Below are 16,903 nucleotides of genomic sequence, written 5' to 3'. Positions count from 1 at the left end.
CCGTTTTGCATGTTGCAGAACAGTTTTTGAAAAGCTGTTAAAAATTAGAAAAAGAGGATGAAAAAGAAGACATGGCAAACATACTTGCAGTTGACGACGATATCGCCATTTTAAACATGATAGAAAATGTCCTAATAAAGGACTCTCATACAGTTACAAAAATAGATGATCCTACAAAATTAGAAAGTGACACGCTAAGCCGCTACGATCTGATACTTCTGGATGTTATGATGCCCGGAATAGACGGGTTTGAGCTTTGCTCAAAAATCAGGAATCAGGTGGACTGTCCGATTTTATTTATAACCGCAAAGACAGATGAGACAAGTCTTGTGAACGGACTGGCTCTGGGCGCTGACGATTATATCTGTAAGCCCTTTGGCGTAATGGAGCTTCGCGCCAGAATTGGAGCGCACCTTAGGAGAGAGAAGAGGGAGCATGTTGCAAGGTTAGCACTTGGAAGAATCTGCTTCATCCTTGAGTCACGCCAGATGATGCTTGATGAAAAACAGATACCCCTCACAAAGGCTGAGTACGACATCTGCGAGTTTCTGGCAAAGAACCGCGGTCAGATTTTTTCAAAGGAACAGATACTGGAAAAGGTTCTTGGATACGACAGTGACAGCAGTGACAGCACTATAATCACGCATGTAAAAAACATAAGAACTAAGCTTTCTGGCTACGATTACATGCCAATCAAGACAGTTTGGGGGATAGGATATAAATGGGAAGAGTAAAGAGTAAGGATAAAAGGAATAAGAGGGGAACGCTTGGCCTTGGAAGCATGTTCGAGGCCTATACTTTTATGATGGGATTTGCACTTCTCATTTGGGCAGCATTTTCCCTGTTTCTATTTAATCTGCTTATAAATGTAGGAGCTATCTACCCGGCTAACTACGCAGAATACAGGATAAGTGATGCCTATGAACAGATTAAAGAGGCAAGCGAAGTGAAGGCTGATCTGATTCCCGATGTATGCCGCTATGTTGTTTTTTCAGAGAACGGAGAGGTCCTTTCCGGGAACCTTGCAGATAAGGATGTGGAAACGGCATGGAAGGTAGTGACAAATGAAAACATCAGTGGTGACAGATTCTATAAAGTTATTTCCCGCCCGAATGAATATGTCGTTCTGCAGTACAGGCTTAAGCCACAGTATAGATCTATGTGGATGAACGAACATCTGCCAAATCCCGAAAATCTTTTGACAGTGTTCATTCTTGTTTGCTGTGTTGGAATCATGCAGGTTTTTGCAAAGAAATTCGGAACGGGAATCAGAAAAAAGTTGACTCCCATGAGGGAGGCTATTGGGCAGATTGGCGACAGAAATCTGGATTTTAAGATTTATTATTCCGGAATAAAAGAGATTGATGAATGCCTGGTGGCGCTGGAAGACATGCGATACGCGCTGAAGACATCACTTCAGAAGCAGTGGGAGACCGAGCAGGAAAAGAACAGGCAGATGTCAGCTCTTGCCCACGACATAAAGACTCCGCTTACGGTGGTTCGCGGTAACTCCGAGCTTTTGCTGGAGACAGAGCTTACGGATGAGCAGAAGAATTATGCTGACTATATTTCCGGTAGTGCGCTTCAGATTCAGAATTATGTGCAGACACTAATTGAGGTCACAAAGTCCCAGGAGGGTGTTAAGCAGGCTCCCATAAAAGTTGCCGTTTCCGAACTTATTGGTGATATTAAGAATCAGACCATGGGACTTTCAGAGGTTTATGATCTCAAGATCAACTGGAAGGAAGAGTGTAACAATCAGGCTGTAATAAATGTTGTTTATGACCAGGTTGTAAGAGCTGTCATGAATGTTATTAGAAATGCAGCTGAGCATACGCCGGAGGGTGGAGAGATAAGCATCGGTGTTGCAGAACAATTCAGTGGGAGGCCGGAAGAAATAGTTGCTTCTGAAATACAGTTTGCAGTTGAGGATTCCGGAAGCGGCTTTACACCTGAAGCTTTAGCCCACGGTACTGAGCAGTTTTTTATGGATGATTCAAGCAGAACCGGAGGCTCTCACTATGGCATTGGTCTGTTCTTTGCCAAAAAGGTAGCAGAAGACCACGGCGGTGAGATAGTTCTTGCTAATTCAAAGGAGACCGGCGGAGCGAAGGTGGAGATTAGTTTTAAGAGTAGCGATAAGTAAAGAGATAAATCATTTAACAGCCAATTTCATATATTAATTATCGAAATTGAAACGATATCTTAATAAACCATGATAGAATTACATTGAAATAATTAGTGCAGGATATACTGATGATCAAAAGTAAATCTTCATGCCTGCAAGTTTGATTTTGAGGAGTGCTATCATGAACAGGGATGAAAAAAGAGAGTTTAATGGGAAATTGCGCGCACTTGCAGTGCCGCTGGCGCTGCAGGGACTGCTTGGTGCTTTGGTCGGTGCATCTGACGCGCTGATGCTTGGAAGGCTCAATCAGGATTCTATAGCAGCAGTTTCTTTAGCAAATCAGGTTTTCTTCGTAATGACGCTGTTTAGCGGATCAATAACCGGTTCAGCCGGTGTACTTATCGCGCAGTACTGGGGCAAAAAGGATTACAAGAACGCAGGGAGATTTCTTGCGATGGCAATAAGGTACTCGCTGGCAGTCAGCCTGGTATTTTTCCTTGCGACATTTTTCTTCCCGGCAAACATCATGCGCATATTCACGAATGACGCAAATCTAATAAGCATAGGTGCGGATTATCTGAGGATAGTTGGTTTCTCCTATATCTTTGCGGTGCTTGCCGCATGCTTCCTTATGAATATGAAAATCGCGGGAGATGCGAGACTTAGCGTTGTGGTGTCTGCACTCACGGTTTCAATAGATATGATCCTTGACTACTTCCTTATCTATGGAAAAGCAGGTGTGCCGGCTCTTGGAGCAAACGGTTCAGCTTATTCCACAATTGCAGTTGAAGCCATTGCGCTGATATTTGTATATGTTTGGGCAAGGCGGAAAAAGGTTGTGGATCTGTCCATTGATAACTTCACATTTTTCTCGAAAGATTTTGAAAAGGATTTGTGGCATATACTTCCTGCCATGCTTGCAAGCGCTCTCTCATGGGGACTTAGCATCACGGTCCACAACATTATCATGGGACATCTTGGATCGGATGCCACAGCTGCAGCTTCAGTTACCAGTGTTGCTCAGGAGCTTATTTCCTGTGTATCACAGGGACTTGCGGGAGGCGCAGGAATCATGGTTGGTGAGCTTCTTGGAGCAGGACTTATGGACAAGGCAGTTCGCTACGGTGACCGCTTCTTCGATGTTTCCTTTGTGAACGGGATTTGTAACGCAGTGCTGATGGCAATAGTGGGACCTCTTGTTTACATTTTCTATGTACTTACACCGACTGCTAAGAGCTACCTTGTTGTTATGCTGATCTTCATGGCTTTTTATATGTTCGCATACGCTTACAATACCATCTACACCTGTGGAGTTCTTCCTGCAGGCGGTGATGCAAAATACGATGCCGTGAGCGTGTTCTTCGCGACCTGGTGCTTTGCAATCCCTGCGGCTCTTATCGCAGCATTTGTTCTTAAGCTCCCGGTACTTGTTGTTTACATTGTTATGTGCCTTGACGAGATCGTAAAGCTCCCGTTCCTTAGATGGCACTACAATAAACACATCTGGGTTAAGAATCTTACCAGAGAAATGGATTGAATATAAAACATAGAACCAAAAAGGTCTTGGCAATTTAAGCCAAGACCTTTTTCTTCATTTTAAGCTCCGGCCTCTTAAGGACGGGCTTTGCAAAGCTTATAGATTCAATTTCCAGACTGCTTCCCATTCGTCTGCAGATGCCTTCTTTATCAAGTGCCTCCCCGATAAACACACACTGGTTAGATTCCTCAGGGGAGCCTGTGATGGAATAGAGGTTATCTGCGAGATCGAAGCGGAGAGTTTCATTCCCAACAGGAACCGTTCCTTTGGCGCGGGCGATGTGACCAAGCTGGCCTCTAAGGCAATCCTCAAGCATACACATCAGCTCTGTAGCATTCTCAAGATGAGCATGATTCAGCGTAATCTGTGAGATGGAAGAGCTGCCATTTGCTTTGGCTAAGTTACCAATACCTGCACCATCATCAATAGCTCCGTCTGCTAAAGCTTCATCTGAAAAAATATCAATATCTGCTGCAGAGAGTTCCATTACAGAACGCCACCACTCATCATCCATGGAAGAGTAGTGCTTGCGAATAATTTCGGCATCAGGATTGATGCTCCTAATAGCCTTTTCAGTTTGCATCAGGACTTCCGGATCCTCAGATTCACATTTTGAAAATACGACGATCTGAGCATTTGCTACCTGATCTCTGTATAGCTCAGGCCATTCACTCATGTTCTGTCTGTAGCTTCTGGGAGATAAAACCACAACCGGCTTCAGCAGGCTGATATTTCCATGCATGAGCGGCTGGAGATTTTCAATTATATTGCTAAGGCGTCCTACGCCTGTTGGTTCCACAATTAAGTATTCCGGAGAAAGTCCGGAAAAAACAGTCAGTACTGAATTGATGAAGCTATCCTTCATGGTGCAGCACACACATCCTTCCATGAATTCAAGGACTTCGAGCTTTTTAGTTCCGGAATCTGAAACAGCAGAATCGTTGGAATTACCGGAATCAGCACTTTCAGAATCACTTCCGAGATCGGTTCTTCTAAGTTCCTTTGCATCTATGGAGTTATCACCATATTCGTTTTCAAGTACCACAGGCTTCGTGCCTGTTCGCTTAATCAGTTCTTTTATAAAAGTTGTTTTTCCGGCACCAAGAAAACCGGATACAATCAGAATCTTCATATGTTACATAATCCGGAGTACAACATGAAAAACGGATTATTCCTTCCTTCTTAAATAATAGGAGCGGCGTAGACGCCGCTCCTAAAAATAGAAATAGCATTACATTTAACAAATGGGTATTACGTCACATTTAACGCCCCAAATTATCAGTAATAAATTACGGATTGTTATCAAGAATAACAACAGGCTTGATAAGATCAGCCGGCTTATCCTTCATGAGCTGAAGAGCTTCCGGAATGTGCTCCCAGCCGTGGAATACATGTGTTGAAAGCTTGCTAACATCAAGTTTGCCTGATGAAACAAGAGCTCCAAGCTTCTCCATACGGAGACGTCCACCGGGCATAAGACCACCGTTGATCTGCTTGTGACCCATACCTACGCCCCATTCTACGCGGGGGATAGTGATGTAGTCGCCGCTTCCAAGGTAGTTAACGTTACCGATTTTTCCGCCGGGCTTAAGAGACTTAACAGCGGACTCGAAAGTCTTAACGCTACCGCCGGCCATAACTACGCGGTCAACACCCTTACCATTTGTGAGTTCCATAACCTGATCTTCGATGGAGCCGTTCTTGTAGCTGATGAATTCGTCAGCGCCATAGAACTTAGCAGCTTCGATACATGTAGGACGAGTACCTACAGCAAGGATTCTGGATGCACCACGCATGTGAGTACCTGCAACTGACATAAGACCAACAGGTCCGATACCGATTACAAGAACAGTATCACCAAACTGAACGTCAGCAAGTTCTACACCGTGGAATCCGGTGGGAACCATATCGGACAGCATACAAGCATCCTCAAGACTCATACCCTCAGGCATGTGAGCGAGGTTACCGTCTGCATCATTAACATGGAAAAATTCAGAATCAAGACCATCCTTGAAGTTGGAGAACTTCCATCCTGCAAGCATTCCATTGGAGTGCATTGAGAATCCGCCCTGTGCTTCAAGTGAATTCCAGTCGGGAGTGATAGCAGGTACAAGTACCTTATCACCGGGCTTGAAATCCTTAACTTCAGAACCAACTTCTACAACCTCAGCACAACCTTCATGTCCGAGGATCATATTGTGACGATCACCAACGGCACCTTCCCATACAGTGTGTACGTCTGATGTGCAGATAGCGATAGCCAGAGGCTTACAGATAGCGTCCATGGGTCCGCAGACAGGGCGCTCTTTTTCAATCCAGCCGACTTCGCCGATTTTGAGCATTGCAAAACCTTTCATTACCTTCTCTCTCCTTTTTGTAAATATTTACACTCAAATGAGTGCATCCCCTAATACTGTAACCTTATGCTTACACTAGTTTATGATAATAAATGGCTTGGCTGAGTGTCAACGAAAGTCAGGATTATTGCTGGATTTTCGCTGTTTTGCACATAATCTAAGCGAAAATATTGTTTGCATTTCCTAGTTTACTTTTTTTAAATTTTCCTGAATCCAAATTGTGATTGAATCAGTGTAAAACAAGTTCTAATCGGTGTAAGTAAAATCATTTTTCTTATGGCATGCTATCTTTTGAACATGAGATGCTACTTATATCGTTGATTTGTTGTTCTATAACACGGTCAGGTATACTTTGCGAGCTCCTTTCCGGCAAAATTAATGATTTGAATTGTTATTTTGAATTATAAGTAGTATCTACAAAAACGATATATGATAAGTTCAAAGCCCCCGAACGATATATCGAAATAAATAACCTGAACATATTAAAATTCCTACCCTCGGTGCCGGAAATGCGCTCGCAAAGTATACCTGATAAATCCCAAACTTCTTTATGGAAATTTTATAAGTTATCAATTCCAAAATGCTATAATTAAATAGTATATGTGTACAATCTTATTGCGGGGGGATAAGCAGGTACATGAGAATTGAATCTATTACCAGAGAAAATCTTGACGATTACAAAGGCATGATCTTGCCATATATTTACGATGAATTTACCGGGAACGGTGCTGAACTGGATACTGAATTTATGGGACTTTCGGCAGTCCTTGATGAGAGTGATGAAGGATATGATGACGCGATGAAGGCTACGGGATCTGTGGCATGCGCGTCTGTTCTTGTTGTTCAGCCAGAGGCTGAGGGAGATCTGAACATTGTCAGTATCTTTACACTGCCGGCCCTAAGGAGGAGAGGATATGCTTCTGCTCTGATGGATAAGGCACTCTTTATCGCCAGAAAAATGTTTATCTGGGATGAGGAAGAAAATGAAAGTCTTATACTCTTTAAAACCTTGTACAGGATTCCTGATGATATTCGTGAAGTCTACGAAGAATTCCTTATGAAGAACAATTTTACCGATTTTATTCAGGTCGAGACAGCAGATAATATCCCTGATGATGGGCTCTGCCTTGACGTATGGAGTGCCAGTGCGGAAGTAAAATTCTATAGATAAATGACCGGACTTTTTAAAAAGGAGACGGAATATGGGCTGGGGAAAAACCGAGGAAAACATAAAGAAATCTGACGTCATAACTGATAATGAATCTACACGTGGAGTTCATGGCGGGAAAAAGTATAAATCCTCTTCAGTGAAAGATGAAATAATTGCTATGGGAAATGAGGCAAGTATAGAAAATCTCGATCTGATTGATGATAAAGATTTTAATGAAAACAACAATGAAGGTGAAAAAGAGAACATCCTCATTAACAATGGGACTGATCTTTTCGGGATGGATGATGCCGGAAGCGAATTTAACGATAACATCATAGATAATAAAGAGCCGGAAAAAGAATCACTCAAAAGTAATGAAGAGGATGATAAAAAAATAATCGATAATATCGGCTCGTCCGGCAAAGACAGTGTTCAGATAATAAAGAATAAATCAGCTAAGCTGCGTAGTAAAGGAAAGAATAAGCAGGCAGATGAGTTGGATCTTTTGGGTAATGATTTAGCCCAAATAGATAATGCCATGGATCAGGTAAAAGGATGGAATTTTGCAGCTGTTCCTAAGAGGAACTTAGAGTAGCTTTTGAGACATTCTCGGATCGAGAGGAGTTTTTCACTTTTATTAAAAGCTTTGTAGATGTTCCGAATATTATCGAGATCTGAGTCGCACATAAAGGGAAAATGACAAATTTTAAATTTGGGGAATAAACGGATGAAAGCGGGGAGAGCGGCTAATGTATGAATTTGGCGACTACTTTGACAAGGACAGGAGAAAAAACGGTTATTCATCATCAGCTGATGAGCTTGATGATTACTTAAGAATTATCGACATGATCATTGAAAGTCTCCTTGAGCACAGGGGGCTTAATAAGGAAAACAAGCTTTTTTCAAGGGGCCTTGTCATCACAGAGTCGGAGCTTAAAAGGTATTACGACATGCCGCCCGGAATAAGGGACAGAGATATATGTGATCCGGCGCTTCATCTTTTGCATCATCTTGCGGCTTACGAAAAAAGAAGACTCCTTGTGCTTGATATGGAAAAGCTTTGTGGAATCAGCGGGGAAACAAGAAGAGTTATTCTTACAAATGCCATGATTCTCATGAAGAGGGGCGGTACTTTGTTGTCCCTTTCCCTGGATTTAAAGGACGCGGCAGAAAAGACGGAGAAAACATCTATTGATTACAGAGAGCGGGAAATGGCTCTTGTCCGAAGAATAATAAAGGACTTTTCTGATTGCAGGATATTTGTTTTTGGCAGCAGTGAAGAGCCTCATGAGTTATCGGTCATGGGAGTTCCTTCGCTTTGTATTCCTGCGCCTACCGCTATGCAAAGAATCCTTATGTGGGAGTGGTTTCTCGGGAATTCCGATATCGAAATAGCTGAAGATGTTAAAGTTCCTGACCTTGCGGACTGTTATGAGATATCCTATGGAAAAATAAGAGATGTGTGCACTCATGCGGTTGCAGGCGCAAAGCTTGTCAAAAGTGCCTCTCTTACAAGAGACATGATTCTTGAATCCATGATGAAGATAAATCATGTGGACTTTTCATCGCTGGCTTCAAGGATAAGCGTTCTATACAAGTGGGAAGATCTCACAATTCCGGATGGGCAGGCAGAGATACTGCACAGTGCATGTGACCGCTTCCGCGTTAGAAATCGTGTTGCGGAAAAACTTGGACTTAAGAAAAAGAACGCATATGGAAACGGAGTCAGTATCCTTTTGTATGGACCTCCCGGAACAGGAAAAACCATGGCAGCGCAGGTTGTGGCAAATGAGCTGTCGCTCCCGCTTTTCAGAGTGGATATATCCAGGATTTTTTCAAAATACATAGGGGAAACGGAGAAAAATCTCTCGGCCATTTTTGATGCAGCAAAGGGTGCAAATGTCATACTCTTCTTCGATGAAGCTGACGCGCTGTTTTCAAAGAGAACGCAGATAAAGGATTCCAATGACAAATATTCCAACTCGGAGACCGCATATCTTCTGCAGAAGATTGAAGAGTACGATGGAATGTCGATTCTCGCTACCAACTATTATGACAATTTTGATAGTGCCTTTATACGAAGGATAACCTATGCGGTTCACTTGGAGAATCCCGATGAAAATCAGAGATATCTTCTCTGGACTACCATACTTCCTGCTGAGACAAAGTTTGACAAGGATATGGATTTTCAGTTTATTGCAAACCGGTTTGAGCTTTCGTGAAGCAATATAAAGGCGATTCTCTATAGCGCGGCCTATATGGCCGGTGCGGAGGATAAACCGCTTGGGATGAGGCATATTGCAAAGGCTATGCAATATGAGTACAAGAAACAGGGGCGTCTTGTAAACAGCGGAGAATTTGGGGTGCTTTTGGGCTACCTGAATTGACTTTTTAAGTAAGCAAAAAAGTGTATTTGAGGGTATAATATTTTGAAAAAAGTTTTTCGGGGGCAATCATGATTGAGTTTCTTAAAGATCCAAGGGTTACGCTGGTCTTTATCGATGCGGTACTGGTGTATTTATTTTACTGCCTGCATCACACATTTTATTCAAAGAAAAATTGGTTTAAAGAGAGAAAATGGGCAGCAGCTCTGGTCTATGTTTTGATGTTTATTGCATATGCTTCATTGAATCTGCTTGAAATTGTTACGCTTAACATGGCAATAACTCTGGCCAGTTATTTTTTACCGCTTTTCATTATTTACAAGGTAGACAATATCCGTGGAATTGTTTATTACGCATTCTTTATGGCAATAATGATATCCTTGGAAACTGCCGAGGCATTTTTGATGGGAAACCTCGAGTCAGTGGAGGGGAACAAAACCAACATTGATGAAATGTCGCCTGTAGCACTCATGCTCCTTGCACTGCTGGAATTTATTGCAATAAAGGCAATATGCTACTTTGGAAGCAAGGAAAAAGACAGATACATCGACAGGGCATCAATTCCATTTATGATAGCCCCGGTCTTTTCGGTAGTAATCATTATGGTAGATACAATAAGAGTCGCTAACTCGGATTATCTTAATGTTCATCAGTTTACAGAGATGGCAGTGATTCTGACAGTACTGAACATTCTGTTTTTCATTATTCTTGAAAAATATACGTATTCAATCAAGAAGGAAATGGAATTAAAGCAAAGTGAGCTTCAGCTGAAATCAGATGCGGATATCATGGAGATTGCAACAAATAACATGAGGGAGCGCCTTGCAACTTCAGAGGTAATCATGCAGCAGGACAGAGCAATGCGTCATGACAGAAGGCATTTTGAAGCTCTGCTTATGTCCCTTCTGGAGTCGGAAAAGTATGAAGAAGCCCGCCAGTGTCTATCTGAGCGTCTCTCACAGGAGCCTCACTCCATGAAAAGATACTGCGAGAACACAACTGTTAATGCGGCGATCGCTCACTATGTTTCCGTGGCTGAAAAGCAAAGAATTAAGGTGAATGTTGCTACAAATATTCCTTTCAAAATCTATGTGGATGAGATGCAGCTTGCAATCACTATAAGTAATCTTTTGGAGAATGCAATCCATGCCTGCGAAAAAGTCCCGGAGGAAAATCGCTTCATAGAGATCACGGCAAAGTATAAGAGCCAGCTTCTTTTGGAGATAACGAATTCCTGCGATAAAAAGGTGGAACTGGATGAGAATGGACATCCCTTCTCAACTGCGGAGGATCATGGTATAGGAACCAGAAGCGTTCTTGCCTTTGTGAATCAGACAGGGAGTGAGATCAGGTATATTGCCGAGGATAAAGTGTTTAAGGTGAGAATGATAATTGGATAAAAATTCAGTGTAAAGCAGACCGAAATCAGTGCAGATTCGGTCTGTTTTTTTATTATGGGATTATTATTATCCTTGGAAACTTCACAAATATATCACATGACACCTAATCCCGTTTAATGTATAATTTTACATGTTTGTTGCCAAAAGAGGCAGAAACTAAGAGGGAAAGAAATAAAAGGAGGACCGTTATGTTAGAGATAAAAAATTTAACAAAAACGTATGGTGAGAAAAAAGCAGTAGATGACCTGTCACTGAGTATTCAGGCCGGGGAGATCTTCGGATTCATAGGTCATAATGGAGCAGGAAAGAGTACAACACTTAAAAGCGTTGTAGGAATTCTGCAGTTTGATGAGGGAACCATCACAATTGATGGAATATCAGTTAAGGATGATCCCGTAAAGTACAAGAAGGATCTTGCATATATCCCGGACAACCCGGATCTTTACGATTACATGAGTGGAATCAAATATCTGAACTTCATCGCCGATGTGTTTGGAATTTCTGCTACTGCAAGAAAGGAAAAGATTAAGAAATATGCGGATCTTTTTGAGATCACAAATGATCTTGCACTTCCAATCGCAGCATATTCACACGGAATGAAGCAGAAGCTGGCACTTATTTCAGCATGGATGCATGATCCGAAGCTTATCATTATGGATGAGCCCTTCGTGGGACTTGATCCCAAGTCTTCTCATCTTTTAAAGGAGATGATGAGAGAGCACTGTGACAACGGAGGAGCAATTTTCTTCTCAACACATGTGCTTGAGGTTGCCGAGAAGCTTTGCGACAAGGTGGCTATTATCAACCACGGAAAACTTATTAAAGTTGGAACTATGGATGAGGTTAAGGGTGACGATAGTCTTGAGGATGTTTTCCTGGAACTGGAGGCGGTATAAATGCTTAAAACGCTCGTAAAAAAACAGCTTTTTGAAGTATTTAAGGGATATTTCTATGATGCTAAGAAGAACAAGATGCGCTCAAAGCTTGCAATTGCAGGCTGGTTTGTATTTTTTGTTCTGATTGTTGTAGGGCTGCTTGGCGGAATGTTCCTGGCTCTTTCCATGAGCCTTTGCGCACCTATGACAGAAGTAGGAATGGACTGTTTATATTTCCTGATAATGGGAACCATATCGATTTTTCTTGGTGCCTTTGGAAGTGTATATAACTGCTATACCGCGCTATACCTTTCCAAGGACAATGATTTACTTTTGGCATTGCCCATTCCTGTAAGGACGATAGTTGCATCAAGACTTCTTAACGTCTATTTGATGGGAACAATGTATCTGCTTACTGTAATGATCCCGATGGAACTGGTATATATGATCGTTACGGGAGTGACAGTAAGTAAGCTCATATGCGGACTATTATTGTTCTTTGTGATTTCGTTCTTTGTGCTGGCGCTTTCATGTGTACTTGGCCTTGCCGTTGCAAAGATAAGTCTTAAGCTTAAGCACAAGAGCTTTGCAACAGTTTTTATAACGATAGTTTTTATCGCACTTTATTACGTGGTCTATTTTAAGGCCGGAGATATCATAAGAGATATTCTTGCCAATGCAGAAAGCTATGGCGAGCGAATCAAGGGAGCAGCTTACGTTCTGTATCTTTTTGGAAAAATCGGAACAGGAGATATACTCTGCGCAGTTATCTTTACTGCAGTAATGACAGCGATAACTGTAGTAATTTGGAAGCTGCTTCTTAAGAGCTTTACAAGCATTGCCACAGCAACAGGAAAAGTTGAAAGAATTCGCTACACTGAAAAGACTGTAAGACAGAAGAGTGTTTTTGGTGCTGTGCTCTTTAAAGAGTTTGCAAGGTTTACAGCAAGTCCTAACTATATGCTTAACTGCGGACTTGGAATTTTGCTCTTACCCGCGCTTGGCGTATACATGTTGTTACAGGGGCATGTGCTGCTTCCGCAGCTTAAGGAGGCAATATCTGATCGGCCTGACTGCGGAATAATACTTCTTTGTACAGCTCTTTGCCTGATGACTGCAATGATAGATACAGCTGCACCTTCGGTATCACTTGAAGGAAAAGATCTCTGGATACTTCAATCACTTCCGGTAAAGCCTGCTGCAGTACTAAGAGCAAAGGCAATGACGCAGATATTGCTTGCAGGAGTGCCGATGCTTATAGCATGCATTCTTTCAATGATCGGCACAGATTTTACAATTTCCGAAAAGATTTTGCTTCTTGTAATGCCGCTTATGTATGTGGTCTTTTCAGCACTGGTAAATACTGTTATTGCTATTAAATTTCCTCTCTTAAGCTGGACTAATGAGACAGAGCCAATTAAGCACAGCGGAGGTGTTTTCATCTCAATAATGGGAAGCTGGATTATAGTTACGCTCTTTGCTCTTATCTACATGTTCTTTGGGTATGAGCAAAGTACCACGATTTATATGCTCTACTGGGTTGTTGCTCTTTTGGTTTTATCACTTATTATGACAGCATGGTTAGAGAAGAGAGGTGCAGCTATTTTCGCAGAGCTGTAAGGGCAGTAAGGTCGTGCGTTCTTCAGCACTTTAAAGTGAAAACTCCTTGCTAAGAACTAGTTTTTTTAGTACTATAATATGGTTGAATTCTTGCACCAATGTGCTGAAAGGGTAATCAGCATATTGGTGCATTTTTCTGCGTATTTTCGAAATTGTTTCGTGAAAATTTTAATATATTTGGGGAATTGTTTCGTGAAAATTTTAATGTATTTAGGGAGTTAAAAGTGAAAGAGAGAGAATCAATTGGAAGCAGATTAGGGTTTATTCTGCTTTCCGCAGGGTGTGCAATCGGAATCGGTAATGTATGGCGATTCCCCTACATGGTAGGTGAGAACGGGGGAGGATTCTTTGTCCTTATCTATGTATTGTTCTTGCTTATTTTGGGAGTTCCGATACTTACCATGGAGTATGCGATCGGAAGATCAAGCCGGTTGAGCGTCCTTTCGGCATTCAAAAAGCTGGAGCCGAAAAACAGTAAGTGGCACATATACGGATACTTTGCTATAGCAGGTAATTACCTGCTTCTTATGTTTTATTCTGTTGTTTCAGGATGGATATTAAGATATTTTGTGCTGGCAGTCATGGGTGCTTTTCAGGGAAAAAGCCCTATTGAAATTGCGGATTTGTACGGCGAGATGATGTCCAGTCCGTCCATACTTATTCTTTTCATGGGCATCACAATGCTGATAACCGTAGTGGTGACATCTATGGGACTTCAGCAGGGCGTTGAGAGAATCACCAAGATCATGATGATAATGCTTATCCTTATCATGGTGGGACTTGGAATCAGATCGTTGACACTGCCGAACTCTTTGGAGGGTGTTAAGTTTTATCTCATGCCCAACATGGACAATGTAAGGAAGGTTGGCTTTGGAAATGTTCTTTACGGAGCGTTGAACCAGAGCTTCTTCACTCTTAGCCTCGGTATCGGCGGTATGGAGGTTTTCGGAAGCTATATCAAGAAGGACAGAAGCCTTGTTGGAGAGGCTATGCTGGTAGCAGGCCTTGATACCTTCGTTGCTATCGTTGCAGGACTTATCACGATCCCTGCCTGCTTTGCCTTCGGAGTTGCACCTGACAAAGGACCAAGCCTTATTTTCCTCACTCTGCCTAACGTATTTTCAGCTATGAAGGGCGGAAGGATAATCGGAAGCATGTTCTTCCTGTTTATGTATTTTGCAGCGCTCTCAACAATGATAGGCGTATTCGAGAATGATGTTAGCTTCTCCATCGACCTGTTTGGTCTTGATAGAAAAAAGGCAGCACTTTTCGCCGGCATCATAATTACAGTGGGATCAATTCCCTGTGCCCTTGGCTTCAATGTATGGAGCGCTTTTCAGCCTCTTAAGGAAGGCAACGTGATCATGGACCTCGAGGACTTTATCGTAAGTAACCTTCTTCTTCCTATCGGATCACTTATCTGTTGCCTCTTCTGTACCTGCAAGTATGGCTGGGGCTTTGACAACTACATCGAAGAAGTAAACAGCGGTGTTGGAATTAAGATGAGCCTGAAGCTCAAGTGGTATTTCAAGGTAGTACTTCCGCTTATCCTGACATTCCTTGCAGTGTATGGATTGTGGAGCTACTTTGCATAAGCCGGTGCATTTGATATGGCAGTGTAAAACAGACCTATTTCTGTGAAAGAAAGGGTCTGTTTTTTGTTATATATTATTCTATTTTTAGATGGTAAGTTTTTTAGACAGAGATATATTGTGGGACAATGGACTGGAATGATAAAAAGGAGGGTGAGCATGTCAGAGATTAATAGGATTGAGGTAGATGAATATTGGGCGGATTCTACGATTATAGAGGCAGGTGATTATGTCTTTGTTGGGTACTGTATGGGAAATGAAGGTAAGTCTATTGAGGAGCAGATTCACGGAGCCATTGATGTGCTAGAAAATCGTTTAAAAATGACGGGGTTAACATTGGAATCTGTTGTTAAAATGGATTGTCTCTTTAAGGACATAGAGGACCTGAATTACTTGCCGAAGGTTTTGAAAGATAGATTTGCAGGCAAATATCCGGCAAGAAAGGCGTATACTTCTGACTTCATAAGGGATGGGATCAGATTTCAGATTGATGCCATAGCCTATAAAAATTTAGGATGATACATTATCTGCAGGCTTCTTTATTAAGAGATATATTGAATGGTAAATATACTGTTTAATTCATGTCCACGATATAGATTCACATTTTAAATACTTGCCTGAATATATTTCCTTAGTGTCCACTTTATGGAATTCATTATAAAGGTTATGTTACTTGTCAAAAGGTAGAAGGCTGTATAAAGATAAGTAGTAAAGGCACGTTTTAGCGGATTCTCTTACTTATCAAAATGTATAAATGGATGAAAAGACAAGTAGATTAGACTGGTCTTTATGGGGATTCCTACTTGTCAAAAGGTATAAATCAATAAAAAGGCAAGTAGAATAGTCTGATTTTCAATATACTTCCTACTTGCCAGAAGGTTCAAATCAATATAAAGACAAGTAGTAAAGGCCGGATCCTACCCATTATAATAAAAAATCCTACTTGCCAAAATGTGAAAATTTAAATAAAACCTAGTAGGCAAGCTCATTTTAAAGAGTACGACGCGACAAAAGGCATAAACCATAGAAGTCATATAGCCTCGGCTCATTCAGAGGAGGGAGGCACGTCATATGGCCAAAATCCATAAAGGCCGTGTATCCTAGACCTAATCTTACAATTTTGAAGTGGAAGTACTACACGTCATAAAGGCCAAATCTATAAAAAGCCGTGTATCCTAGGGTCATTCTAAAGGCATTCCTGCGAGAAGTAATACACGTCATAAGCTCCAAATCTATAAAAAAACGTGTATCCCAGGTCCATACTTAACCATTCTTAAGAGAAATACTACACGTCATAATACCTAAATCAACAAAAGGCCGTGTATCCTAGACCTAATCTTACAATTTTGAAGTGGAAGTACTACACGTCATAAGACCTGAATCAACAAAAAGTCGTGTATCCCAAAAACAAGCAGCACAAATAACCTCAGAATATATCCACACAAAAAAAAAAGGAAAAGGCCCTAATCCTGTAATTAAACTAAGTAATCATACAATAAAACTAAGGAGATCAAGAGTGAAAAATAAGTAGCGGATGAAACCGACTTAAATTAGAGGGACGAGATTTCCCGTCTCTCTGACAGGTTGATCATATAGGAAATCATTCATCAGTTATCGTTGCTTTTAACCAATGAAGAAATATCGTAACCCTGAGTTTTCAGATACTCAAATACGTTGGCATCATTTAAAACAACTTTGTGAGGATGATCATTAGGATCCATCAATTCCTTATAATCGCATGGAGTAAAAGTTTTCTTATCTTTCACCATGTGATATATGCAGACCATCATCATTCTGGCGATTGCTATTATTGCTTTCTTGTGACCACGACGATATTTTATTCTGCGGTATTTTATGGCA

Annotated in this window: 14 protein-coding genes and 1 pseudogene; 12 read left to right on the top strand and 3 right to left on the bottom strand. The window is 41.5% G+C overall.

The annotated features are described in order from the left end of the window. The first annotated feature begins 71 nt into the window (after positions 1-71). From G586_RS0115480 to G586_RS0115470, 3 genes are all read left to right on the top strand, one after another. A complete protein-coding gene (locus tag G586_RS0115480) occupies positions 72-734 on the top strand; it encodes a response regulator transcription factor (RefSeq protein ID WP_026528457.1) in 663 nt (220 codons plus the stop codon). After that, positions 722-2,146 (top strand): sensor histidine kinase, encoded by a 1,425-nt coding sequence (locus G586_RS0115475; protein ID WP_026528456.1) that lies wholly within the window; start codon positions 722-724, stop codon positions 2,144-2,146. The genes G586_RS0115480 and G586_RS0115475 overlap by 13 nt, the downstream gene beginning before the upstream one ends. 163 nt (positions 2,147-2,309) lie before the next feature. Continuing rightward, positions 2,310-3,665 (top strand): MATE family efflux transporter, encoded by a 1,356-nt coding sequence (locus G586_RS0115470; protein ID WP_026528455.1) that lies wholly within the window; start codon positions 2,310-2,312, stop codon positions 3,663-3,665. A gap of 34 nt (positions 3,666-3,699) precedes the next feature. On the opposite strand, the gene G586_RS0115465 is transcribed toward G586_RS0115470, so the two are convergent. Beyond that, a complete protein-coding gene (locus tag G586_RS0115465) occupies positions 3,700-4,797 on the bottom strand; it encodes a GTP-binding protein (protein WP_026528454.1) in 1,098 nt (365 codons plus the stop codon). 157 nt (positions 4,798-4,954) lie between these two features. Next, positions 4,955-6,022 carry an NAD(P)-dependent alcohol dehydrogenase gene (locus tag G586_RS0115460; protein WP_026528453.1) on the bottom strand — a complete coding sequence of 356 codons (1,068 nt, stop codon included), beginning with the start codon at positions 6,020-6,022 and terminating at the stop codon, positions 4,955-4,957. Positions 6,023-6,659: 637 nt separating this feature from the next. On the opposite strand from G586_RS0115460, the gene G586_RS0115455 reads away from it, so the two are divergent. From G586_RS0115455 to G586_RS0115415, 9 genes are all read left to right on the top strand, one after another. After that, complete coding sequence (locus G586_RS0115455; RefSeq protein WP_026528452.1) at positions 6,660-7,193, top strand: GNAT family N-acetyltransferase; 534 nt, start codon at positions 6,660-6,662, stop codon at positions 7,191-7,193. Between the two features lie 31 nt (positions 7,194-7,224). Continuing rightward, on the top strand, positions 7,225-7,767 hold the full coding sequence (locus tag G586_RS0115450) for a hypothetical protein (RefSeq protein WP_026528451.1): 543 nt from the start codon (positions 7,225-7,227) through the stop codon (positions 7,765-7,767). Between the two features lie 154 nt (positions 7,768-7,921). Beyond that, positions 7,922-9,394, top strand: coding sequence for an ATP-binding protein (locus G586_RS25130; RefSeq protein WP_026528450.1), 1,473 nt, complete (start codon positions 7,922-7,924; stop codon positions 9,392-9,394). 36 nt (positions 9,395-9,430) lie between these two features. Further along, positions 9,431-9,559, top strand: a complete 129-nt coding sequence (locus tag G586_RS27245; protein ID WP_255346261.1) for a hypothetical protein — start codon at positions 9,431-9,433, stop codon at positions 9,557-9,559. A 68-nt stretch (positions 9,560-9,627) separates the two neighbouring features. Continuing rightward, positions 9,628-10,956 carry a sensor histidine kinase gene (locus G586_RS0115435; protein WP_026528449.1) on the top strand — a complete coding sequence of 443 codons (1,329 nt, stop codon included), beginning with the start codon at positions 9,628-9,630 and terminating at the stop codon, positions 10,954-10,956. A gap of 188 nt (positions 10,957-11,144) precedes the next feature. After that, positions 11,145-11,852, top strand: a complete 708-nt coding sequence (locus G586_RS0115430) for an ABC transporter ATP-binding protein (protein WP_026528448.1) — start codon at positions 11,145-11,147, stop codon at positions 11,850-11,852. Beyond that, the gene (locus G586_RS0115425) at positions 11,853-13,451 is read left to right on the top strand and encodes a hypothetical protein (RefSeq protein ID WP_026528447.1); all 1,599 of its coding nucleotides are present in this window, start codon (positions 11,853-11,855) and stop codon (positions 13,449-13,451) included. A gap of 224 nt (positions 13,452-13,675) precedes the next feature. Further along, positions 13,676-15,046, top strand: coding sequence for a sodium-dependent transporter (locus G586_RS0115420; RefSeq protein ID WP_026528446.1), 1,371 nt, complete (start codon positions 13,676-13,678; stop codon positions 15,044-15,046). A 156-nt stretch (positions 15,047-15,202) separates the two neighbouring features. Beyond that, positions 15,203-15,562, top strand: a complete 360-nt coding sequence (locus tag G586_RS0115415) for a RidA family protein (protein WP_026528445.1) — start codon at positions 15,203-15,205, stop codon at positions 15,560-15,562. A 1,088-nt stretch (positions 15,563-16,650) separates the two neighbouring features. On the opposite strand, the pseudogene G586_RS26650 reads toward G586_RS0115415, so the two are convergent. After that, positions 16,651-16,903 (bottom strand): annotated as a pseudogene (locus tag G586_RS26650) (IS110 family transposase); the annotation flags it as partial.

It is taken from the genome of Butyrivibrio sp. VCD2006 (assembly GCF_000423925.1).
GTDB lineage: Bacteria > Bacillota > Clostridia > Lachnospirales > Lachnospiraceae > Butyrivibrio.
Note: the sequence above shows the minus strand (reverse complement) of the source record. Positions and strands in the feature narration are given on the sequence as shown.